This window comes from Alteromonas sp. RW2A1 (genome assembly GCF_001886475.1).
In the GTDB taxonomy this organism is placed as follows: domain Bacteria; phylum Pseudomonadota; class Gammaproteobacteria; order Enterobacterales; family Alteromonadaceae; genus Alteromonas; species Alteromonas hispanica.
Genome location: NZ_CP018031.1, coordinates 2,506,782 through 2,529,058, shown reverse-complemented (window position 1 = coordinate 2,529,058; position 22,277 = coordinate 2,506,782). Strand labels below are relative to the sequence as shown.

19 protein-coding genes are annotated in these 22,277 nt (G+C 44.1%); 13 read left to right on the top strand and 6 right to left on the bottom strand.

Going from position 1 to position 22,277, the window contains the following annotated elements; translation table 11 throughout:
* The first annotated feature begins 26 nt into the window (after positions 1-26).
* From malQ to msrB, 5 genes are all read left to right on the top strand, one after another.
* Positions 27-2,225: a 4-alpha-glucanotransferase gene (gene malQ, locus BM528_RS11285; RefSeq protein ID WP_071979892.1), complete on the top strand. Its 2,199-nt coding sequence runs from the start codon at positions 27-29 to the stop codon at positions 2,223-2,225.
* A gap of 96 nt (positions 2,226-2,321) precedes the next feature.
* Positions 2,322-4,520, top strand: coding sequence for a 1,4-alpha-glucan branching protein GlgB (gene glgB / locus BM528_RS11280; protein WP_071979891.1), 2,199 nt, complete (start codon positions 2,322-2,324; stop codon positions 4,518-4,520).
* Positions 4,521-4,641: 121 nt separating this feature from the next.
* Positions 4,642-6,738: a glycogen debranching protein GlgX gene (gene glgX / locus BM528_RS11275; RefSeq protein WP_232230478.1), complete on the top strand. Its 2,097-nt coding sequence runs from the start codon at positions 4,642-4,644 to the stop codon at positions 6,736-6,738.
* 123 nt (positions 6,739-6,861) lie between these two features.
* Complete coding sequence (gene gndA / locus BM528_RS11270) at positions 6,862-8,415, top strand: NADP-dependent phosphogluconate dehydrogenase (RefSeq protein ID WP_071979890.1); 1,554 nt, start codon at positions 6,862-6,864, stop codon at positions 8,413-8,415.
* Between the two features lie 223 nt (positions 8,416-8,638).
* Positions 8,639-9,037, top strand: a complete 399-nt coding sequence (gene msrB, locus BM528_RS11265) for a peptide-methionine (R)-S-oxide reductase MsrB (RefSeq protein ID WP_071979889.1) — start codon at positions 8,639-8,641, stop codon at positions 9,035-9,037.
* A 293-nt stretch (positions 9,038-9,330) separates the two neighbouring features.
* On the opposite strand, the gene BM528_RS11260 is transcribed toward msrB, so the two are convergent.
* Positions 9,331-10,182 (bottom strand): DUF2989 domain-containing protein, encoded by an 852-nt coding sequence (locus tag BM528_RS11260; RefSeq protein WP_156844099.1) that lies wholly within the window; start codon positions 10,180-10,182, stop codon positions 9,331-9,333.
* A gap of 165 nt (positions 10,183-10,347) precedes the next feature.
* Between BM528_RS11260 and BM528_RS11255 the strand changes: the two genes are divergently transcribed.
* From BM528_RS11255 to BM528_RS11225, 7 genes are all read left to right on the top strand, one after another.
* Positions 10,348-11,793 carry a glyceraldehyde-3-phosphate dehydrogenase gene (locus BM528_RS11255; protein WP_071979888.1) on the top strand — a complete coding sequence of 482 codons (1,446 nt, stop codon included), beginning with the start codon at positions 10,348-10,350 and terminating at the stop codon, positions 11,791-11,793.
* 185 nt (positions 11,794-11,978) lie between these two features.
* Positions 11,979-13,112 (top strand): M14 family metallopeptidase, encoded by a 1,134-nt coding sequence (locus tag BM528_RS11250; protein WP_071979887.1) that lies wholly within the window; start codon positions 11,979-11,981, stop codon positions 13,110-13,112.
* Positions 13,113-13,217: 105 nt separating this feature from the next.
* Positions 13,218-14,876: an alanine/glycine:cation symporter family protein gene (locus tag BM528_RS11245; protein ID WP_071979886.1), complete on the top strand. Its 1,659-nt coding sequence runs from the start codon at positions 13,218-13,220 to the stop codon at positions 14,874-14,876.
* A 255-nt stretch (positions 14,877-15,131) separates the two neighbouring features.
* Complete coding sequence (locus BM528_RS11240) at positions 15,132-15,458, top strand: zinc ribbon domain-containing protein (RefSeq protein ID WP_071979885.1); 327 nt, start codon at positions 15,132-15,134, stop codon at positions 15,456-15,458.
* Positions 15,459-15,752: a YeaC family protein gene (locus BM528_RS11235; RefSeq protein WP_071979884.1), complete on the top strand. Its 294-nt coding sequence runs from the start codon at positions 15,459-15,461 to the stop codon at positions 15,750-15,752.
* On the top strand, positions 15,742-18,585 hold the full coding sequence (locus BM528_RS11230; RefSeq protein WP_071979883.1) for a DUF349 domain-containing protein: 2,844 nt from the start codon (positions 15,742-15,744) through the stop codon (positions 18,583-18,585). The genes BM528_RS11235 and BM528_RS11230 overlap by 11 nt, the downstream gene beginning before the upstream one ends.
* Positions 18,586-18,804, top strand: coding sequence for a hypothetical protein (locus BM528_RS11225; protein WP_071979882.1), 219 nt, complete (start codon positions 18,586-18,588; stop codon positions 18,802-18,804). It abuts the gene before it with no gap.
* A gap of 154 nt (positions 18,805-18,958) precedes the next feature.
* On the opposite strand, the gene BM528_RS11220 is transcribed toward BM528_RS11225, so the two are convergent.
* Positions 18,959-19,207, bottom strand: a complete 249-nt coding sequence (locus tag BM528_RS11220) for a hypothetical protein (RefSeq protein WP_071979881.1) — start codon at positions 19,205-19,207, stop codon at positions 18,959-18,961.
* 67 nt (positions 19,208-19,274) lie between these two features.
* Positions 19,275-19,451 carry a DUF1328 domain-containing protein gene (locus BM528_RS11215; RefSeq protein ID WP_071979880.1) on the bottom strand — a complete coding sequence of 59 codons (177 nt, stop codon included), beginning with the start codon at positions 19,449-19,451 and terminating at the stop codon, positions 19,275-19,277.
* A gap of 260 nt (positions 19,452-19,711) precedes the next feature.
* On the opposite strand from BM528_RS11215, the gene yfbR reads away from it, so the two are divergent.
* Positions 19,712-20,362 (top strand): 5'-deoxynucleotidase, encoded by a 651-nt coding sequence (gene yfbR, locus BM528_RS11210; RefSeq protein WP_071979879.1) that lies wholly within the window; start codon positions 19,712-19,714, stop codon positions 20,360-20,362.
* Between the two features lie 101 nt (positions 20,363-20,463).
* Here yfbR and BM528_RS11205 read toward each other — a convergent pair whose 3' ends face one another.
* The 3 genes from BM528_RS11205 to BM528_RS11195 form a co-directional block, all read right to left on the bottom strand.
* Complete coding sequence (locus BM528_RS11205; RefSeq protein WP_071979878.1) at positions 20,464-21,108, bottom strand: phosphoribosyl-AMP cyclohydrolase; 645 nt, start codon at positions 21,106-21,108, stop codon at positions 20,464-20,466.
* A 220-nt stretch (positions 21,109-21,328) separates the two neighbouring features.
* Positions 21,329-21,907, bottom strand: a complete 579-nt coding sequence (locus BM528_RS11200) for a CC0125/CC1285 family lipoprotein (protein ID WP_071979877.1) — start codon at positions 21,905-21,907, stop codon at positions 21,329-21,331.
* Between the two features lie 25 nt (positions 21,908-21,932).
* Complete coding sequence (locus BM528_RS11195) at positions 21,933-22,217, bottom strand: hypothetical protein (protein ID WP_232230476.1); 285 nt, start codon at positions 22,215-22,217, stop codon at positions 21,933-21,935.
* Positions 22,218-22,277 lie beyond the last annotated feature (60 nt).

Sequence of the window (22,277 nt, the reverse complement as noted above, 5' to 3'; positions counted from 1 at the left end):
CTGCCGAATAACAGGAATGACACACAATGACACAACAACTTCTGCAACAACTGGTTGAAATGCGTGGAATTGAAACCCACTATGTCGACGCATGGGGGAAACCAACAACCATCGCAGAGCCAAGTAAAGCTAAATTATTAAACGCTCTTGGTTATGACACGTCGAGTGATGAAAAAATTCAATCTCAAATCACTCAAGATATTAACGCTGTGTGGTTATCACCATTAAATCCTGTTCAGGTAATTAGATCGTCTCACGATGTGTATCTGCCATTGCGCTTGCCAATAGAATTGGTTAACGATGAACACCTTGTTGATATTACGTTTGAAGACGGTACACAGCACGAGTATTCATTTGTCCCGGTAGACCAAGAAATGTCATCCATGGCCCACATCGATGATGTAGAGTTTCATGAATATCTTGTGAAACTGCCCATCGATTTTCCGCTGGGATATCACAACATTGTCTTGAAAGCAGATGACGATCAGCTTGCAACATCGCGCATGATTGTTGCGCCAGAAGCTTGCTATACGCCTGATGAAATAAAAGCGGGCAAGAAGATTTGGGGATTAAGCGTTCAGTTATACTGCGTGCGCAGTGAGAAAAACTGGGGGATTGGCGATTTTTCAGACTTGGCGCAGTTAATCGATAAAGCGGCAGGCGTTGGGGCAGACTTTATTGGTTTGAATCCTATACATGCTCTTTATCCTGCTAACCCGAATGCGTGCTCACCTTATGGACCTAGCTCTCGCCGCTGGCTAAATTATTTGTACATCGATGTGACGGCTGTCGAGGGCTACGACGATAAAGCGGTTCAAGATGTGGTAAGTACCAAAGAGTTTAAAGCGTTACTTCAACAAGCTCGTGATGCCGAACACGTAGATTATGAAGCGGTAGCACACCTTAAACTATCTGCGTTATATGCACTCTTTAACGTTTATAACGATACCTTCTTAAAAGGTAAAACGCCGCAAAATAAAGCGTTTAATGCTTTTGTTGAAGCCGGTGGTGAGAGCCTGGATATGCTTGCCGTGTACGATGCGCTGCAGTCAAAATTAAAAGCCGACGGTAAGGAAAGCTGGGGGTGGCCGGTATTCCCTAAAGCCTATAAGGACTACCACAATAGTGCAGTGGCGAAATTTAAGAAAGACAATGCTCACGACGTAAAATTCTATTTGTTTTTGCAATGGATAGCAGCGCAGCAGTTAGAGTTGGCGAGCAGCCGAGCTGATGCCGCTAATATGACAATTGGATTGTATCGAGACCTTGCAGTAGGTGTGAGTGAGGGAAGCGCCGAAATATGGGGTAACAAAGATCTTTACTGCATTGACGCAAGCGTAGGCGCCCCACCTGACATCCTTGGGCCGCTAGGACAAAACTGGGGACTTCCTCCAATGGACCCTCAAAAACTGTACGAGCAGCGCTATCAACCTATTATCGATTTGTTTGCCTCTAATATGGCGTCCTCGGGTTCGCTGCGTATTGATCACGTTATGGCACTTCTGCGTTTGTGGTGGGTGTCGAAAGGCGATAGCGCCAAAGAGGGCGGGTATGTGTATTACCCTGTTGATGACTTACTAGGCATATTGGCGCTTGAAAGCCATCGCAATAAAAGCCTTGTTATAGGCGAAGACCTCGGAACAGTGCCAGAAGAAATTCGTAGTAAGCTTGCACAAAATGGCGTTTATTCTTATCGTGTATTTTTCTTCGAACAGGCAGAAGACGGTGGTTTTTATTCACCAAGCCATTATCCAGAGCAGTCTATGAGCACCCTTACTACTCATGACATGCCAACACTAATAGGGTACTGGCACTGTTTGGATTTAGAGTTGGGTAAAGAAATTGGCTTATACCCAACAGAGGAAATTTTACAGACCCTCTACGCCGACAGGCATGAGAATAAGCAGGAAATTCTCAATACGCTTCACGGCCATAATTCCATTGCGGACCATGTTGGCCATGATGTGAATGTGACGGGTATGAATCGAGAATTGAACAATGGTATGCAGGTTCATATGGCAGGCGGCTCAAGTGCATTGCTGAGTCTGCAACTAGAAGACTGGTTAGAAATGGACAAGCCAGTCAATATACCGGGAACATTTAACGAGTATCCGAATTGGCGACGAAAGTTGACACAGAATATTGAGTCAATCTTCGAAAGTCATGATATAAATACGTTAGCGTCTAAACTTACTGCTGCAAGGAAACAGGCAAGCCAACGCTAGTTTGCAGAGTAAATAAATGAGGTGGCATGTATGCCGCCTCACACCAAGAATTGGTAGTTAGACCCGCGTGAAGCGGGTTTTTAATAGGAGTAGCAAATGCAACAAGAGCCTCAAATAGTGCAGCAATTTGAACAGGCAAAATGTTCACAACCGTTTTCCCAGTTGGGTGTTATTGAGAGTGAAGGAGAGTTACTGCTTCGCGTTTGGCGGCCAAAGGCAGCATCGATAACCATTACGTGGGAAAATCCTGCATTTGATGAGATTTCGCTACTCCCAGTGTCTGCTTCAGGGTTATTTCAAGCGGCTATCCCAAGAGAGTGCGTTAACCATGTTTATCGCGTTAATGTGACGGAAGGCGAGCATCAGTACAAGTATATCGACCCGTATCAATTTAGAGAGCAGGCTTATCATGCCGTGCATTTTATTGATAGTACGCCATTCAATTTGTTTCAGCAGGCAGGTGCCCAACTTGTTACTGTTGAGGCGCAAAATGGCGAATCGATAGACGGCGTTCGATATTGTGTTTTTGCACCTAACGCTTCTGCAGTATCTGTCATTGGCGATTTCAACCAATGGGATGGAAGAGTTCATCCCATGGAGAAAACGTCTATGGGCTACTGGGTCTTATTCATTCCTGGAATGGCTGAAGGCGAGCGCTATAAATATCAGGTAAAGGATAGCCGGGGTTACGACCTTCCTCACAAAGCCGATCCCTTAGGTTTTAGTGCCGAACAATATCCTTCTCACGCGTCAAAAGTGTATAACCACGAAAATTATACGTGGGGAGACAGCGACTGGTTAGAGAAGCGCAAAGCCAATAAATACACTACACCAATGAGTATTTATGAAGTGCACCTAGGCTCTTGGAAGCGTCCTAATGATGAAAATGCTGCACGGTACCTAAGTTATAAAGAGTTAGCTGACAACTTAATCGATTATGTTAGTGATATGGGGTATACCCATGTGGAATTGCTACCCATTTCAGAATTTCCATTTGACGGATCTTGGGGCTACCAACCTGTAGGTATGTTCGCGCCAACCAGTCGGTTTGGTGATCCTGATGACTTCAAATACTTTGTGGACCGTTGTCACCAGGCCGGTATCGGCGTGATTATCGACTGGGTGCCTGCTCATTTCCCTGAAGATGGTCATGGATTGGCGCGTTTTGATGGTACCTGTGTTTACGAATATGAAGATCCTAAAAAAGGGTGGCATCCTGATTGGAACTCGTGCATTTACGACTTTGGTAAAGACACAGTTCGTCAGTTCCTAGTGTCTAATGCATTATATTGGCTGGACAAATTCCATATCGATGGGCTTCGGGTAGACGCCGTTGCGTCTATGCTTTACTTAGACTATTCGCGCAACGATGGCGAATGGATACCCAATGTAGATGGTGGTAATGAGAATTACGAAGCTATCAGTTTACTGCGCTGGATGAACGAAGAAGTTTATAAGCATTTCCCTGATGCAATGACGATTGCTGAAGAGTCGACCTCTTTCCCTAAAGTGTCACGACCGCTCTTTGATGGCGGCCTTGGGTTTGGCTTTAAGTGGAATATGGGTTGGATGCACGATTCTTTGCATTATATTGCCAAAGATCCGGCCTACAGAAACTATCATCACGGTGATATTACTTTCAGCATGGTGTATGCATTTGACGAAAATTTTGTACTGCCTATTTCCCATGACGAAGTGGTTCACGGCAAAGGTAGCATGCTGCAAAAAATGCCGGGTGATGAGTGGCAACAAACAGCAAACTTACGCTGCTACGCTGGTTTTATGTATGGTCACCCTGGTAAAAAGCTTAACTTTATGGGGATTGAACTCGGTCAATCAGCAGAGTGGAATCACGACAGTGAGTTAGATTGGGGACTATTAAAATTCGATCGTCACGCAAGTGTGCAGTCGGTATACAAGGCACTAAACCATCTTTATCGAGATACGCCAGCGCTTTATGAGCAAGACCACAGCGCCGACGGATTTGCATGGATAGACCACGGTAATGCCGAGCAAAGCATTGTTTCATTTGTCCGTAACGCAAAATCGATAAAGCAAAAGGTGTATGTAATCTCTAATTTCACTCCGGTACCACGAGAGAACTTTAGAGTAGGTGTAGACTCAGCACAAACCTTAACGCTGGCCCTCAATACCGATGATGAAGCGTTTTGGGGAAGCGGCATGCCGGTTATCGCTGAAGCCAATCCGCAAAAAACGCCTTGGAATGACAGAGAGTATTCGGTTGAGCTGACTATACCGCCTCTTGCGACAATCTTTTATGTTGTAAATGAATAGCATTAGAGGCCAAGTGGCTTTTAAGTAAGGGAGCTGTTGAGTTTCTTATTTGGGGCGAGAGCGTAAGGCTTTCGCCAAAGTCGATTCTTTTTTCATATCTTGGCAACGAGTGATATCTGCGGTGAATAAAAACGTAAACGTAAATCAAGTCAATAAGATAAATCATATCGAGGCAGGCAGCTCATCTCCATTAGGGGCAACCCTAGTCGAAGGCGGAAGTAATTTTGCAGTTTATGCCCCTGGGGCAAAAGCTGTGTACTTGTGCCTTTTCAATAGTGATACCGAACAAACTACACACGAGCAAATGCTGCCGGAGAAAACCGGAAATGTATGGCATGGATTTGTGCCTGGTATTAAAGCAGGGCAGCTTTATGGCTATCGAGTAGAACGGTGTAAAGATGAGCTTGAAACGGTGACTCGCGATAGGCTTCTTATCGACCCCTATGCAAAAAAACTAAACCGTCCGATAAAATGGAACCGTCGCCAATATGAAAGCGACTCACAGTTTATGGTGCCTAAGGGATTGGTTATAGATGAAGACGCCTATGCTTCTACCTCTGTCTCTCGTCCTAAAGTTAATAAGCAAGAACGCATTATTTACGAAGCGCATATTAAAGGCTTAACTAAATTACACCCAGACGTCCCCCTAGAGCATAGAGGGAAGTTTCTCGGTGCGGCTCACTCCAGTGTCATTGGTCATATTAAGGCTTTGGGTGTAACTACTGTTCAATTTATGCCGCTGTGTTCGTTTATGCCAGAACCCTTTATTACTGACAAAGGCCTAACGAATTACTGGGGATACAATCCGGTTAACTTCTTTGCTCCAGAGCCCCGGTATGGCGTTCGTGATGCTTTAGCTGAACTTAAAGAGATGGTTGCCAGCTATCACGAGGCGGGAATCGAAGTAATTGTTGATGTTGTCTTTAACCATACTGCTGAAGCAGGCTTTGGCGGCCCTATTTTATCCTATAAGGGCTTATGTCCTTATGAAGCCTATTTGCTAGAACAAAGCGATACGGGAGAGGTGTTCTATTCCAATCATTCTGGGTGTGGAAATACCATCAACACCGCCCAGCCGTTTATGATGGGACTCATACTTGATGCTATGCGTCATTGGGTAACCACCATTGGCGTTGATGGTTTTAGGTTTGACCTTGCTGTATCTCTTGGTCGTGAACCCCAGCAATATAACAGTCAGTCTGGACTATTACGTGCTATTAGCGCCGATCCAGTTTTGCGTGATAAAGTGTTGTTGGCTGAGCCATGGGATATCGGTCCAGATGGTTATCAGGTGGGTAATTTCGAATCACCATGGTTAGAAGTTAACGATAAATATCGCGATACCATTCGCGCATTCTGGCGCGGAGATGATGGGTGTACGCCAGATTTCGCGACTCGACTAATGGGGTCGAGAGATATCTTTCACAAAGGCCAACGACATATTTCTACGTCGGTCAATAACATAAGTTACCACGACGGCTTCACCTTACACGATATGGTGACTTATGCTGAGCGTCATAACCTCGATAACTTAGAAGATAACCGTGATGGTCATGGCCACAACTTGTCAGCTAATTATGGCGTTGAAGGCGAAACGAAGGATAAGGCAATACTTGCCATTCGTGAGCGCCAGAAGCGAAACTTGTTTGCTACGCTTATTTTCTCACAAGGTACGCCACATATTCTTGGTGGCGACGAACTAAGCCGCACACAAAACGGAAATAACAACGCTTATTGTCAAGACAACCCAATAAGCTGGTTCAATTGGGAAATGAACAAGAGCAAGCAAGACTTTTTACAATTCTGCCAATACGTAATTAGCTTGCGTCAGTCATCGGCGTTATTAAGCGAGCTAAAGCTTCAAGATGATGCCTTCACACTTTCACGAAACGTGAAAGCCATCAACTGGTTTAAACCTGATGGCTCTGATAAAGCGTCAGAAGATTGGAATGCGCATCACAACAAAGCTTTCGGTGTAGAAATAATGGGCTATCGCAGCGGTAATAAGAAGCCCGAACACTGGTTCTTGTGTGTAAACGCCAGTGAAAATGACATGAGGTTTCATTTGCCCACTGCAAAACGGAAGGGGGGGTGGACACTGCAACTTGACACAAGGTATGCATCTCTCAACGAGCAGCCCTGCATTTGTATACAAAAAGTTTTTCTTCAGGCGAGCCGATCACTCACGCTATTTAGTTTCTCGGAATTAGAAGGTTAATATCTTATTAACCTTTACTGCCGGTGGTAAATACGGCAGTCCGTACTAAATTTTAGATGTTTGACTGTTCTTTATATCATCAGGTGGTAACATGCTCTCCCATCTGAATGTGAGGGTTTTCCTATGCAAAATAATGGTGGTAGTGCGCACGTTGAGACAACGTGTGATATCGGTTTTATCGGTTTAGGGGTAATGGGCAATAACCTTACCATGAACCTTGTAGATCATGGTTATCGAGTAGCGTGTTTCGATTTAGACCAAAACAAAGTTGATGCTATCTTAGCTAAAGACGCAAGCGAGCGAGCAAAAGATGCTGCTCCACGTGTCGAAGGCTGTAGCTCCTACACGGAATTACTCAGTAAGCTCAAAGCACCACACCTCATCATTCTTTCTGTGCCAGCCGGCGACCCTGTAGACCACGTATGTAATCATCTGATAGATGCGGGAATACAGGCAGACGATATCGTTGTTGATACTGGCAACAGCTTATGGACAGACTCTGTCGCTCGTGAAGAGCAATACAAAGGCAAGTTTATTTTCTTCTCTACAGCGGTGTCTGGTGGTGAAGTAGGGGCTCGTTTTGGTCCGTCGCTTATGCCATCGGGCAATCCCTATGCATGGACACGCATCGAGCCGGTATTAAAGTCAATTGCCGCCAAAGTCGATGCGAAAACCGGTAAGCCAATCGAGAGTTTTGTGCCAGGCAAGCCTGTACTTGAAGGTGAGCCTTGTGCCACTTACATAGGGCCTGTGGGAGCTGGGCATTATGTGAAAATGGTGCACAATGGCATTGAGTATGCCGATATGCAGCTTATCTGCGAAGCTTATCAGATAATGCGCGATGCACTTCATATGGCCCCAGCTGAAATAGCAGAAGTGTTCCGCCGTTGGAACAATGGCAAACTAAACAGCTATTTGATAGAAATCAGCGCCGAAGTTCTTGAGCAGCTAGACCCAGAAACTAACCAGCCCCTGGTCGATGTCATATTAGATAAAGCAGGCCAAAAGGGAACTGGACTTTGGACTGCAGTCAGCGCTCTACAAGTTGGAAGCCCGGCTCAAACTATTACGGCGGCAGTGTTCGCTCGCAGTATTTCAAGTTTGAAAGAAGAACGCGTAGCCGCAAGCTCAGTACTAGCAGGTCCTGAAGCATCGGTTTTCGATGATGAGCAAAAAGTATCGATCATCAACAAGCTAGAGCAGGCGCTGTATTGCTCAAAAATTTGTGCTTACGCGCAAGGCTTTCAGCTCATGGCCATGGCGGGTAAAGAGCACGGTTGGACACTTGATTTTGGTGAAATTGCGAAAATTTGGCGAGCTGGGTGTATTATTCGCGCTGTTTTTTTGCAGTCTATTTCAAAAGCTTATGAAAACAACGAAGAGCTTGCAAACCTGCTGATGGACCCCTATTTTGCTGAGCAAATTACCGAATATCAGGGTGACTGGCGAGAGTCGATTGCGCAAGCGGCATTAGCGGGTATACCTTGTCCGGCAATGATGTCTGCACTGAGTTACTACGATTCTTATCGCTCTGCTGTATTGCCAGCTAATTTACTTCAAGGTCAGCGAGATTACTTTGGGGCACATACCTATCAGCGACTCGATAAGCCTGCGGGTAAAAAATACCACATTGAGTGGAGTGATCCAGCAAGACCACAGACCGCTATAAAACGCTAGCCAAGAGTTAATAATATCTATGCGAATACGCTAGTAAAAAAACATTAAACGAGGGTGTATTTGGCAACGAATACACCCTCTTTTGTTAGGTGTGATTGCACTAGTATAGAAGGCCAAAGTGCCTTCAATACGGTTGAACCGAACAAGTGCTGTATGCAGTGAAAAAGAACACGCATGATCCAAAGGCTCGTGCCAGTGACTCTTAAAAGTTAGAGAGGTAGCAATGTCAGACGATAAATGGAAACAAGAACTGAGCGAAGAAGAGTATCTGGTTTGTCGGCAGGCCCATACTGAACGTCCCTTTACAGGTGCTCTTCTTGATGAAACACGAGATGGTATTTACGTGTGTAAATGCTGTAACGCGCCTTTATTTCCCTCTGATACTAAATTTGATGCAGGATGTGGATGGCCATCTTTTTACAAACAGCTTGATGATGGAAACGTAGATTATAGAGAAGATGTGTCTCATGGTATGCGACGAGTTGAAATTATCTGCAAACAGTGTGACTCGCATTTAGGACACGTTTTCCCAGATGGTCCCGAGCCCACCGGTCAGCGATACTGTGTGAATTCAGTGTCAATGACATTCAAGAGCGACAATGACGAGGTGGTAAAAGGCTAAGGTTTGGAAGGCTGAGATTTAGAAGGCTGAGGTTTAGAAGGCTGAGGTTTAGAAGGCTGAGGTTTAGAAGGCTGAGGTTTAGAAGGCTAAGGTTTGAAAGGCTGAGCATTGAGAGGCTGAGTTTCAAAAAATAGTACGAGAGATTGATACTATGAGAAAGGTAAACAGCTGGTTAAAAAATAGCCTCGTTTCGTTATGGCTTTCAAAACCAACAAAAAAACCGCCTTCAAATGGCGGTTTTTTTATGCTTTTTAGCATTTTTTTAAACATCTAACTGTAATTATATTTCATATTTATAACTTGTTCAGCTTTAGCTTTTCCGCATTAAACGTACTGCTATCTAGTGCGCTGACAATATCGCCGGTGACTGCATCTAAAATATCGGTAGGTAGACTAAACTTTTCTCCCAACTGAATACGCTGAATGTCAGGTAAGCGGTCGTCATATTTTTCAGCTACGCCATACCATACATAGGCCATTCGGTAGTTTTCTACGTCAAGACCAATTGAAGCAAGAGAATGGTAGATGCTCACGTCTATATCTGCGCTATCGGTATATAAGCTCAATGCACGGTAAAGCGTATCAACGGTGCGGTTTTGGTCTGACTTAATTTGCACAGAAGCTAGAGACACAAGTAACTCAGGATCACTCACTCGGTCGCTTGCAACATAGCGCTCAAAGCGATGGAAAGCTTCTTTGTCATTGAAACGAGTCCAATGATAATAGCTAAGGTAAGGGTCTAAGGAAGCTTTAGTTTCACGGGCTAAGCGTTCTAGTTCTCGTCTTGCGGTAATAACGCCTTTTAGGCGAGTCGCTTCTTTGCCTTTTCGTTTGACGTGCTCGATGTGTTGAACTTCTTGAACACACTCAAGATACGATTCAAAAGCAAGTAGAAGGGGATACTTGAAGGCGTCGTTAGCCGGTTCTTGGTTGTAATAACGAAGTCGTATGATTTCTGCTCGCTGAGGTGTGCATCGTGCATCAAGGCTTAAGTCTGTACACATCTCACTCTTTTCACTGCATATTTCTTTTATGGTGGGCTCGAACCAATCACTACAGCTTGGTACAAACAATATCAGTAAAGTAAAAAAGCAAGCTTTAGGTAAGAGTGTTGGAAATTTACTAAATAATGGGTGTCTATTCATATAAAGTACTGCAATTTTGAAATTTATCGACAATTTGGTCTTCCCTGCGTGATTAATTAAGATATGCGCCATCATCGTCAGACAGAACCTCACCTACGTGTACCCTAAGAATAATAAAAAGCTGACGTGAAACCAACGTTAATTTATATCGATGAAGGCTTAAGAATGAATCAACAGTACGAGCAGGAATTACAAAGTAGCTGGCAAGAGCGTCAAGAATACGCGGAAATCATGTTGCCATTAGTAGGGAAGCTTTACCGCAACAAAGCGGTGGAAATTTCTGTATATGGTCGCTCTCTTCTTAATGCGAGCGCTATCGACATTATAAAGGCACACCGTAAAGTGCGCTTACACGAGGGTATTAAACTTCGTTTGCGTGAAAGTTATCCCATATTAGAAGCCTTAAGCGAGATGGAGATTGCGCCAGCGCAAATCGACATCGGCAAACTGGCTTTCGATTTTCATTATGGCTCTGCGGTAGATAATGACGACCTTAAAAGCTACTTGACCGAAAAGCTCAGCGAAGTTGTTAATAAAGAAGACAACCAGCAGCCTCAAGACGTCGTGCTTTATGGTTTTGGTCGCATTGGTCGTTTACTTGCTCGCCTTCTTATCGAGCGCCAGGGTAAAAATAATAAGCTTCGCCTGAGAGCGATCGTTGTGCGCGGTGGACGCGACGGCGACCTAGAGAAGCGCGCCAGCCTGCTTCGTAGAGACTCGGTACACGGACCTTTTAACGGCAGCATTACGATTGATCATGAACGCAATGCACTTAAAGCCAATGGTTCTTTTATTCAAGTTATCTATGCCAACAGCCCGGATGAAGTGGATTACACACAGTATGGCATTGATAACGCTATTATTATCGACAACACGGGGATTTGGCGTGACCGCGAAGGTCTAGGTCTTCACCTCAAGGCAAAAGGAGCGGCTAAAGCGATTCTTACTGCACCTGGCAAGGGCGACATCAAGAATATCGTTCACGGTGTTAACGATAGTGAAGTGACGTTAGACGATACTATCGTTTCAGCTGCGAGCTGCACTACAAACGCTATTACCCCGGTGTTAAAGGCGTTAGACGAAGAGTACGGTATTAAAAACGGCCATGTCGAAACCGTTCACTCTTATACTAACGATCAAAACCTTATTGATAACTACCACAAAGGTGACCGTCGCGGTCGCAGCGCGCCACTCAACATGGTTATTACGGAGACGGGAGCAGCAAAAGCGGTTGCCAAAGCATATCCTAAGCTAGGTGGAAAACTTACGGGTAATGCTATTCGTGTTCCTACACCTAACGTTTCCATGGCAATATTGAACCTGAACTTAGAAAAGGCTACAGACAAGCTTTCAGTGAACGAGTTTTTGCGCGACACCGCGCTGTTCTCTAAGCTTCAGCACCAAATTGACTACACAGCCAGCAAAGAAATCGTGTCTACCGATTTGGTAGGCTCTAGAGCCGCGTCGGTTGTTGATTCGCAGGCCACAATCGTGTCTGAAGACCGCTTAACGCTTTATGTTTGGTACGACAACGAGTTCGGCTATAGCTGTCAGGTACTTCGCGTTGTTCGTGATATGGCAAACTTGAGCTTTCCAACGCTGCCGCTTTAACACTTGATGTCGTAAGCGTTCAAATACGGCACTAAAAATGTATAAAAACCGACCTATGGGTCGGTTTTTTTATAAGCGTAAAGAAAATCTATACTGTAGCGCTGGTAAAACCAGCCTATTCACATGGTATTTGTGTTAATGACTATGCTAAATTAGCGCACAAATAATAAGGGAAACGACAGTCTATGCATATTTCCAGTCAGTTCGACAGTGGCAACATTAACGTTGTTCACGCCAAATCTCCTGAAGACATTCTTCTTAGCATCCCTAAAGACAACCAATCAGAGTTTGCTCAATGGTTTCATTTTCGTTTGATGGGTGAAACCTTTGTAACGCATAAAGTGACAATTCAGGGGCTAGCAACATCTGCATACCCAGAAGGTTGGAAGGATTATAAGGTATTGGCTTCTTACGATAGGCAAACCTGGTTTCGAGTGCCAACCTCTTTCGACGGTGACAACTTAACTTTCTCACTAACGCTCGAGCAATCGAGCGTTTACTTTGCCTACTTCATTCCGTACAGCTATGAACGTCATCTAGACCTTATCTGCGATGCGCAGATGTCATTATTATGTGAGCATCGTTTTCTTGGACTCACGCTAGACGGTCGCGATATGTCCTTGTTGGTTATAGGTGAAGAAGCACCTAATAAAAAGAAAGTGTGGATCACGGCAAGACAACACCCTGGTGAAACCATGGCAGAGTGGTGCGCTGAAGGTATCATTTACCGGTTACTTGATGAGCAAGACGGTTTGGCGCGACAGTTGCTTGATAATGCCGTGTTTTACATTGTTCCGAATATGAATCCAGATGGTGGTGCGAGAGGACATTTGCGTACTAACGCTGTGGGTACCAACTTGAATCGAGAGTGGGCGACACCTTCAGCAGAAAAAAGCCCTGAAGTACTTTACGTGCTAAATGCGATGGAAGAGACAGGTGTCGACATGTACTTAGATTTGCACGGTGATGAGGCGCTTCCGTACAATTTTGTGGCAGGCGGTGAAGGAAACCCCAGTTACAATGATGAAATTAAAGATTTAGAAAACACCTTTAAGACAGCGCTATTGAATGCTACCCCTGAATTTCAGGATGAATTTGGTTACGACAAAGATGCACCCGGTGAAGCAAATCTAACCGTAGCGTCAAACGCTGTAGGTGAAAAGTTTACCTGCATGGCGTACACCGTTGAAATGCCATTTAAAGACAACGCGAATGTGCCAGATGACGTTTATGGTTGGTCTGTTCAGCGCAGTCGCCAATTTGGTGAAGATATACTTATTGCTGTAAATGCAGTGGTAAATAAGCAAAATAATAAGTAAAACGACAAGTTCGATTTTACACATTAGACCTCGCCTGGATGAGGTCTTGGCCATACATTGTTAGCAACACATTACAAAACAACAAAATAATAAAGGGGAATTACCTTGGAAGGGTTATACGGTTTACTTATCACGCTTGATAGCTTTTTAGGAGGAGCGCGCTGGTTTCCTTTCGTGCTTCTTGGCGTGGGCTTATTTTTCACGATTTATTTAAAATTTCCGCAAATTCGCTTCTTTAAGCACGCGTGGCAGGTAATAACAGGAAAGTTCGACAAAGAAAGCGATCCTGGTGACACCACTCACTTTAGGGCGCTTACCACTGCACTTTCTGGAACTGTAGGAACGGGTAACATATCTGGGGTGGCATTCGCTATCTTTTTGGGTGGTCCGGCGGCCTTATTTTGGATGTGGGTGACCGCATTTTTAGGTATGACGACTAAATTCGTCGAGGTTACGCTTTCACATAAATATCGCGTAAAAACCGAAGACGGTACTATGGCGGGTGGCCCCATGTATTACATGGATCGTCGCCTTAACATGAAATGGTTAGCCGTAGCGTTTGCTATTGCAACAGTTGTTAGCTCTTTTGGCACAGGTAACTTGCCGCAAAGTAACGGTATTGCACAGAGTATTGAAGCGACATTTGGATTTGAACCATGGCTAGTGGGTAGTGTACTTGGCATATTGCTGGCACTGGTTATATTAGGCGGAATTCAACGTATCGCTGCTTTCACGGCCCGCGTTGTGCCAATTATGGCGGTAATTTACCTCATTGGGGCAATGGCCGTAATATTCGCTAACTTAGAGAATATTATACCGTCTTTTATGTCTGTTATTGGTGATGCCTTTACTGGTTCGGCAGCGGCTGGCGGGTTTTTAGGAGCGTCGCTTGCGTACGCCTTCAACCGCGGTGTAAACAGGGGTTTGTTCTCAAACGAGGCGGGGCAAGGTTCTGCGCCTATCGCTCACGCGGCAGCGAAAACAAAGGAGCCGGCTTCGGAGGGAATGGTGTCGTTGCTAGAACCCTTCATCGACACAATTTTGATTTGTACTATTACCGGGCTTGTTATCCTCTCTTCTGGTGTTTGGAAAGAGAAGCATGAAAATGTTTTCGACCGCTCAGATATGTTCTTCGTAGACGGCCAGTACGACGATAGCGAGAAGAAAGATGTGGAATCGCTGTATGGCTTTTTGAACGATGTCGAAGGTAATGAGATTAAGCCTTACACGGGTACAATCACAGTGGTAAACGGAACGGCAGTAAGCGGTGATTTTACGCTTATTAACTCGCGCTCTGTGGCGGAAGACGTTAAATATTCTGTGGGCAGCGAAGATCTCTTTACTGGCACACTGAAAATAGAAGACGGAAAACCACTTAAAGATAACTTAGAAGTAAGTGGTAAGTCGTTAGTACATTCAGCCGCACTTACCACTATTGCATTCACGCGAGGCTTCTTCGGTGACTTTGGGCAGTACATTGTTTCTATTGGTCTGTTGTTGTTTGCGTTCTCAACCGCTATTGCGTGGTCTTATTACGGTGACCGTGCTATGACCTACCTTTTAGGCCCCCGTTCTGTTATGCCTTATCGTGTAATCTACGTTGCCGGTTTCGTATGGGCTGCTTTCTCAGATACAACCCTTGTATGGGCGCTGTCGGCGGTAGCAATTGTGGTTATGACACTGCCTAACTTGTTTGGCATATTGCTATTGAGCAAAGAAATGAAAGAAACGGTCAATGACTACTGGTCGAGGGCCAAGAAATAATTCGATGCAACTACTTCAGGATTAATTATTATTTAGGTAATGGATTAGTCTTAATACTGTTGCAATAAGTAAAAAGTGCGAGCGCAGGCATTGCTTGGTTGGTGGCAATGCAACGCTCGCATTTTTTGTTTGTGAAGTAGGTAATCCGACTTCATTGTTGCAACCAACTTCAGTATGATACCCGTCCGCGAGACAGAGAGGCTAAGACGTATTCTCTGTTGTTTTTTACTCGCAGCGTATTAACAGGAGCAACGCATGGCATTAGTTGACTGCCCGTCGTGTAAGAAAAAAACCTCTGACAAGGCGAAAGAGTGTCCTCATTGTGGATTTAAGGTGGGTGACGCAACGTCTGAAGACGTTGAAAGAAAGCAAAGCCTACACAGATTTCAAAAACTCCAAAGCATTCAAAATCAGTCTTTACTTGCTATGCTAATTTTCGTGGCGAGTTTTGGTTTTATGTATTGGGGAGGGACTAGGCCAGGAGACCTTCAGCACAACCTTGCTATTTTAGGAGCGGTTGTCGGGCTTGTTTGGTACCTAGTAAATAGAGCACGTATTGTAATGATAAAGCGTTTTTCTTAGATGAATATAGATGCATTAGTAAGCAGTATGACGCCAGAGGTTTATGAACGCTTGCGTCAAGCAGTAGAGACAGGTAAGTGGATAGATGGAACGCCACTTAACGAAGAGCAAAAAGCCAGCAGTATGCAGGCGGTTATGTTGTATCAGGCGAAAATAGAAAAATCCTCTGAACACATGACAGTAGGCGAGAGCGGTGAAATTGTGCATAAAAGCAAAGCCGATTTTAAACGCTCTCTTTCGGACCAAAATAATGATAACAACACGATAGCGCGGTTCAAACAGGATGATATTTAGTCGTATATTTGCTCCTTCTCACACCAGTCCAAAGTCAGAAAAAAGACTGGAAGCCATTAAAAATCTCTCACCGGAAAAACAACAAGAAAAAACAATACTGCACGAGTTGGCCTTCAATGATGAAAGCGCTGATGTGAGCCTTGCTGCGCTAGAGAAACTTAATAGCTTTGTTCTTTGGCTTAAAATGGCGCAGATTGCAAAAGCATCAAACGTGAAAAAAGCCGCGCAGCAGCGTGTAAATGACGCTATTGCTGGAAAAGGCTCACTAGCGTTATCTTGCGAAGAAAAAGCGACTTTTCTATCAGAAACCGCAAGCCCAGACTTAATCATTGAAGTAGTGCAACAAGATGTGGCCAATCAGGATTTCGCGCTACTCAGTGAACCTTCACTTGCGCACACTTTACTGGAGAAGGTCGATAAACCGTCTTTTACCCAGTTTGTATTTTTAAACTGTAATAACCCTCTATTACAGCAGCAACTGATTAATGCACAGTCGCAGGTCTCATTGTTGCAGAAGTGGGCTAAAAAGGCAGGTGATGACAAACTATTAGCCGACTTAAATGCACGTATAGATGCAATCAGAGAGGCTGAGCAAAAACCTGTCGAGCTGAAAAAGCAGCTTACGTTGTGTTTGTCAAAATACCGCGCTTTGTTAGACAAAACAGATGTGGAGCAAATTGTAGATTTGCAATCTGTGTATGAAAGTGAGTTAACCGGCTTATTTGCCAACGTTGAAATTCTCAACGCTGATGATCGCGAGGAATACCAGGAAAAACACAGTAAGATAGCGGAGCAAGTTTCTCGCTATCTAGATAGAATTCGTCCGGCGTGGGAAGAAAAACAACAGCAGTCGCTACTTGCCAATACGCAAGCCCTATGCGAGCAGCAACTAACCCATGCCAAGCAGCAAGTTAACTGGCTTTATAATACCCGTCTTTGTGAGGCGACATTAGCAGATGTCGCTACAGTCAACGAGAGCGTGCGTGGTGTTGAAGCCACTATTGAGCATTTAAATCAGCTCGATAATAGCAACAAAAGAATGAAAGAAGTTCAGCTAGCTGTTGACGAACTCAACGCAAAGCTAGAGGCCTTTTCTCTTCAGCAGCAGTATGGGCAGAAGCTGTTATCTCGCTTGCACACTGTTGAAGATATCGCGCAAAAGCTCACTGATGATGCGTTAGAGGAAGTAGAGCGGCGAGACATTAGAAGTGCTTTTGATACGGCGGTGGAGGAATACACCGAGCTTAGCAAAGAGCTCATTATGCAACCGCAGGTTATTTTACAACGTTTTAAAGCCGCGACTAAACAAGTTAGAGCAGAGCAAAAGGCATTAAAATCGAAGCATCTCGATGAGTTACGTCAAGTAAGAAAGCAAATCAGCATTGTCGATAACCTGGTGTCGCAAGGTAAATTTCGCGCTGCAATGTCAAAGTTTAAAAAGCTTTCAGAAGAGGTACAAGGCCTACCTGCCGATATAAAAAGAGACATTGAAAAGCGCTATCAAAAAACCGCTGATGATATTGCTCGCCTTGAAGGTTGGCAGAGCTACATTGCAGAACCGCGTAAGCCCGCGCTTGTTGAAGAAGCACAAACTCTTGCAGCGACGCCAGCCGAAAACATCAAGCAGCGCAGCGAAGCCATTAAATATCTCCGCAGCCAATGGCTGTCATTGAGTGCACCTGCACTGTCTGACTCACAAAATAGTACTGGCGAGCAGACAGAGGAGCTACAGAAAGCTTTTGATACTGCGCTTGAAAAGGCCTTTGAGCCATGCAGAGAGCATTATGCCAAACTTGATGCAGAGCGAGCTGCAGCACTAGAGCTGCGTCGCTCAATTATTGTCAAAGCAAAAGATATCGACCCAGACACGCCGCCATCGGAGCTAAGCAAAATACTCGACAGGCTTGCCAAACAGTGGCGAGCCTGTGGTCAAGTTGAAAAGCAAGACTACGAGCAGCTAAAGCAAGAGTGGAAGGCCGTAAACTCACCACTTCAAAAAACTGTTCGCGAATGGCAGAGTCAAAATCAAGCGCTTAAGCAAGCCTTGGTCGATAAGGTAGATGCATTGCAAAGTGCTGAAGATATGGAAGCTGCTGCCCAATCCGCTCAGACATTACAGCAAGAGTGGAAGCAAATTGGACATGCAGGAAAACGCGAAGAAAGCAGATTATGGGCAGAATTTAAAAAGCGCAATGACGAAGTATTTGAACGTATTAAAAGTCAGCGTAAAGCCCAAAATAATGCTTTTGCTCAGCGTGCGGAAGCACTGGTTGCTATTTTAGCCTCCATTTCCGTAGAGGCTGATGAAGATACCTATAGCAGCGCTCTCAAACCAGTGGAAGATGGGTTAGCAGAACTTACAGGTGCCAACCGCACAAAAGTTGAACGCAAAATCAGTGAGCTAAATCGAAAGAGAGAAAATTATCTGAGCGAAAACCTCAATGAGCGGAAAACAGCACGTGCGCAGGCGTTAATATCACTATTACAAAATAATGAACCCGGTGAGCGAGAAGCGCATCTAGAAATTTTAGGTAAGCGCTGGTCGAGTATATACACCAATGCAAGCAACTCTGACACTTCGCGCCATGATAGGCAATGGCTAACCGTGGCACTTGAAGTAGCGTGTGAGATGCCAAGTCCAGAAGCAGATTCGTCAACTCGTTCAAGCGTACAGCTTCAAATGATGACCGCGAAGCTGGAAAGTGGCGAGGCTCCGTCTCCTGCCGACATTCTGGGAGATTGGTTATCTCATGGTGAGGTGAAAAGTAGTGAGCACGGGTTACTGCAGCGAGTTATCAGTGTTATCGATAACAAACCAGGTGTGCTTGCGTAGATGGAAAATAGTGTTGAGTTTGAATTTGGTTCCGAGATGTCAGCCTATCGGTTTCTCAATACTGTGAAGCATATTGATGCTGAAGGTCTTCGGGTTAAGTTTGGGCAGACAGATCACCATGTGAGCGTCAAATACACGTATATCGTGGGAGAGTTTGATCAAACTCTCTCAACGCTAGACGATTTAGCGCGAGAAATGGGCGGTATTGAAGTGTCTTAACCGATCGTAATTGGCGTTGTATCGCTAGGTGACAAAAGTAAAAAAATAGCCGGTAACTTCTACCGGCTATTTTTTATTTTTTCATATAGCGATTCTCATGTGGCGAGAGAGAGTTGTTAATAACAATCCATCCCGCTAGTGAGTCACCTATTGGTTAGCAATCGTCGTCTTCTGCATCTACGCCTTCTTTGACATCTTCACAAGCGTCTTCAACGGCGTTTCCTGCGTCATCGGCCATATCACCGATTTCTTCGCCACCGTCTTCGAGAGCGTTACCTGCGTCGGTAACCATTTCATCAAGTTCTTCACCTGCGCTTTCAGCGTCGTTTTCACTACATGCTGCTACAGACAATACAAATATTGATGCCGCTGCTACCTTTGCTAAATCTTTAAATGAAATCATATCCTTACTCATTTTCTTTAACTATCTAATTTAACTGCTTAATTTAACTGCTTAATTTGAGAGCGTGTTACGCTTTTGGCGCTTTGCCACGAAGAGCGTTTGCGATTAGCGAGATGACAAGAAACGCTACAAATACGAAAAATAATATTTGTGCAATTCCTGTTGCCGCACCTGCTATGCCCGAGAAGCCAAAAACTGCTGCAATAATGGCGATAATAAAAAATGTGATTGCCCAGCCTAACATAGTAAGTTCCTCTTGTTGCTTCCGTTTCGTTCAGTAAAGGTGATGCTATGTTAGTGCCATATTTTTAAGTGCATGTTATTAATGATAAAAATTAAATTTTTATCATTCTGGACAGTAATTATTGGGCGTCTCAACAATAATAATTACAGGTGATTTGCAGTTTTTACAATCGACAAACTGCGAGAGAGATAATTTACATTGTGTTAATGGGCAGCCAAAAGGTAAGATCGGAAACTTAAAATATGTGAAGGAACAGACTAATGGCAAATACACACTCGGCGTTTATCGGACTAATGCAGCGGGCTCGTAACGTAAAGCGATGGCCATTAATGGCTCAGTTTCAAGACGAAATGCTTTCTACTCACATTTACGAGGCTTCTGTTGTTGGACATATGCTGGGCGCTATAGCGTGCGATATCTTTAAAGAAGATATTGATCCAGATAGGGTGGCCGCCATGGCGATTTTTCACGAGGGTAGTGAAATTGCAGGGATGAGCGATATACCTAGCCCGGTAAAGTATCATGATCCCGAGACAACATCGGCAATCAAGAAGCTTGAACGCCGTTTTGAGGCCATGTTGATCAAAACGTTACCTGAAGCGCTGCAGCATCGCTATCAATCATTAATAGAGCAAGACAAGGAAGACGCACATGTGACCCTTGCGAAAGCGGCCGACGTTCTTTGCGCTTATCTAAAATGTGATTATGAGCTATCCAAATCAAATTCTGAGTTTGCTAATGCGATGCAGGAAATGGAAGTGCAACTAAAACGCTACAAAGAAAAGCTGCCCGCTGTGAGCTATTTTTGCCAGATTTTTCTTGAAGATGCTAAAGGTACTCTTGATGAACAAACAAAGGATTTAGAGTGGATAGAGCGAGCTAATACGCTTCATTTAGATAGCGATGATTAGATAATTTGCGCTAAAAAAGCCGGGGTAAAACACGAGTTGTTGTTTTACCCTAGCTGGCTATCAAGTTTGCTTCTTGAGCTATATAGGTCACTGGCTCTTAATTAGCTGCCCGAGGGGTTGTAGGGCAGCGAAGATTGGTGAGCGACAATGCGTAATTTATTATCACTGTCTTTTACGTAAGCAAAGGTATATTCCACTTTGGTTTCATCGCCTTTTGTGTCAGTAAAATAATAGTTTCCCATTGCCACAGCCATTCTGCAGCTATTGTTGATAATGCCCACGTTATCAAACTTCACATTTGTGTAAGGTTTAATGGCAAAGCCTTTATCTTCTGCATAAGCATCATTTCCGCCAACAAAGTATGACAGAGCAGCATCAAAACTAGATCTAAACTGATCGTTGGCTGCAAGTGTGGGTTTGAAAAGCACACTGCTCAAATCGTACCCATACATGTCTTGGATGAAGTCGGCAGCTTCATTAGAATAATCGCCGTTATTGGAATATACCGAGCCTATTTCAACAATACCGTCGCCCCACATTTTTTGTGCAGCAATAACTTCGCGCTCAGTAATACATGAGTTTGAATAGAGTAGCGAATTATCCAGTGCTTGTGCTGTAAGGGAAGGCGATGCGCTTGTTGTGCTACCTGCTTTCTGAGGGGTTGCAACCGCACTGCATCCCGAAGCAAGTAGTATCACGGCTGTTGTAGCGATAGTTTTTGAGCTAATGACGTTTAATTTATTCATCTCATAAATCCTTCATCTTGTGTCAGTGAGTCACAATTGCAATTTCAGGTTTATTGCATTGCTTACTGTTAAGCATATAGCGAAGTGATTACGGCTACTTTTGTATCAGATTAAAAACAGATGAACATGGAATTAAGAGCAGATTTACGAGGAATAAAGTAAGTTTACGCCTCGTAAAGACGGTGTTTTAGTTAAGCCAATATCGGCTTAACCGTTTGTATTAATAGTTCTGATTTTTTTCTTCTAGGGGTTGTACAAGCAACTCGCTAACCGAAAATGCGTTATTGCCAAGACTAACTTTGTCATTCGACATCTCGGCGACAATTGAAAAATAAATATCTTTCATCGCTTTCTTTTCAATATCGCTGGGATTTGGCAATGTTGAAGGTTGAGCAACGTTTGAACATCCAGACATGGTGCACTGTTTATCAGAGGGAAAAGTGACCTGGTCGTTTTTGGTCATTGATATTTCGCGGGCTATAACCCGTTTCTTTTCAATGTTTGTAGATGCGACAGCAACAAAATCAAATCCATTAGTCTGCGCGATTTCTGCTGCCCTTCTCAGTGCATACTGCTGCACCTTATCAGCAGGTGTCTTGTCAGAAGCTTTAAACAGAATTCGGTATTCTTGGTCGCTTATTTTTTCACTTGAATAACCGTAGCTTTGCTCTGATTTGGCCGATTTATAAGGTGTAGGCGATGCTACTGGAACCGACGCACAACCGGCTAAAATGTTGCTTGTGATAATTGCGGCACCTACGACAGCGTGAATATTTCTTATTTTAAATTTATGACGCATCAATAACTTCCTTTTGCCATATTAATTACATTTTAAATAGCGATAGCAACGCGGTTCTGCCTATCGTTGTTAGTGCTGTTTTACGATTCTTTTTCACTTTTGGTTTCGCGTCAGATGCACCTTTATAGGCGCCTAAACCCACAATAGAAAGAATAACTTCAGGTTTGCCAAATAAAAACCTGCACTTCAATTTGGCGTTTTCTTCCGCTAACGATGCGTGATGCTTTTGGGCATAAAGATCTCTTTCTTTTTTCTCAATATCAAGCAACTGTTCTTTCAGTAAAACGATTTTCATCAGTGCGTTAATCATAACGTTTATCCTTTACTATAGCGTAGTTTCAGACTAATGACGTCTTATGGGAGTCTTATG

Bases quoted from the DNA above. Each gene is read 5' to 3' on its own strand.
- BM528_RS11230 (WP_071979883.1), top strand. From the start codon at position 15,742: ATGATATTTAGTCGTATATTTGCTCCTTCTCACACCAGTCCAAAGTCA.
- BM528_RS11240 (WP_071979885.1), top strand. From the start codon at position 15,132: ATGGCATTAGTTGACTGCCCGTCGTGTAAGAAAAAAACCTCTGACAAG.
- BM528_RS11225 (WP_071979882.1), top strand. From the start codon at position 18,586: ATGGAAAATAGTGTTGAGTTTGAATTTGGTTCCGAGATGTCAGCCTAT.
- BM528_RS11260 (WP_156844099.1), bottom strand. From the start codon at position 10,182: ATGAATAGACACCCATTATTTAGTAAATTTCCAACACTCTTACCTAAA.
- msrB (WP_071979889.1), top strand. From the start codon at position 8,639: ATGTCAGACGATAAATGGAAACAAGAACTGAGCGAAGAAGAGTATCTG.
- BM528_RS11250 (WP_071979887.1), top strand. From the start codon at position 11,979: ATGCATATTTCCAGTCAGTTCGACAGTGGCAACATTAACGTTGTTCAC.
- BM528_RS11220 (WP_071979881.1), bottom strand. From the start codon at position 19,207: ATGATTTCATTTAAAGATTTAGCAAAGGTAGCAGCGGCATCAATATTT.
- yfbR (WP_071979879.1), top strand. From the start codon at position 19,712: ATGGCAAATACACACTCGGCGTTTATCGGACTAATGCAGCGGGCTCGT.
- BM528_RS11255 (WP_071979888.1), top strand. From the start codon at position 10,348: ATGAATCAACAGTACGAGCAGGAATTACAAAGTAGCTGGCAAGAGCGT.
- BM528_RS11200 (WP_071979877.1), bottom strand. From the start codon at position 21,907: ATGCGTCATAAATTTAAAATAAGAAATATTCACGCTGTCGTAGGTGCC.
- BM528_RS11215 (WP_071979880.1), bottom strand. From the start codon at position 19,451: ATGTTAGGCTGGGCAATCACATTTTTTATTATCGCCATTATTGCAGCA.
- malQ (WP_071979892.1), top strand. From the start codon at position 27: ATGACACAACAACTTCTGCAACAACTGGTTGAAATGCGTGGAATTGAA.
- BM528_RS11205 (WP_071979878.1), bottom strand. From the start codon at position 21,108: ATGAATAAATTAAACGTCATTAGCTCAAAAACTATCGCTACAACAGCC.
- gndA (WP_071979890.1), top strand. From the start codon at position 6,862: ATGCAAAATAATGGTGGTAGTGCGCACGTTGAGACAACGTGTGATATC.
- BM528_RS11195 (WP_232230476.1), bottom strand. From the start codon at position 22,217: ATGATTAACGCACTGATGAAAATCGTTTTACTGAAAGAACAGTTGCTT.
- BM528_RS11235 (WP_071979884.1), top strand. From the start codon at position 15,459: ATGAATATAGATGCATTAGTAAGCAGTATGACGCCAGAGGTTTATGAA.
- glgB (WP_071979891.1), top strand. From the start codon at position 2,322: ATGCAACAAGAGCCTCAAATAGTGCAGCAATTTGAACAGGCAAAATGT.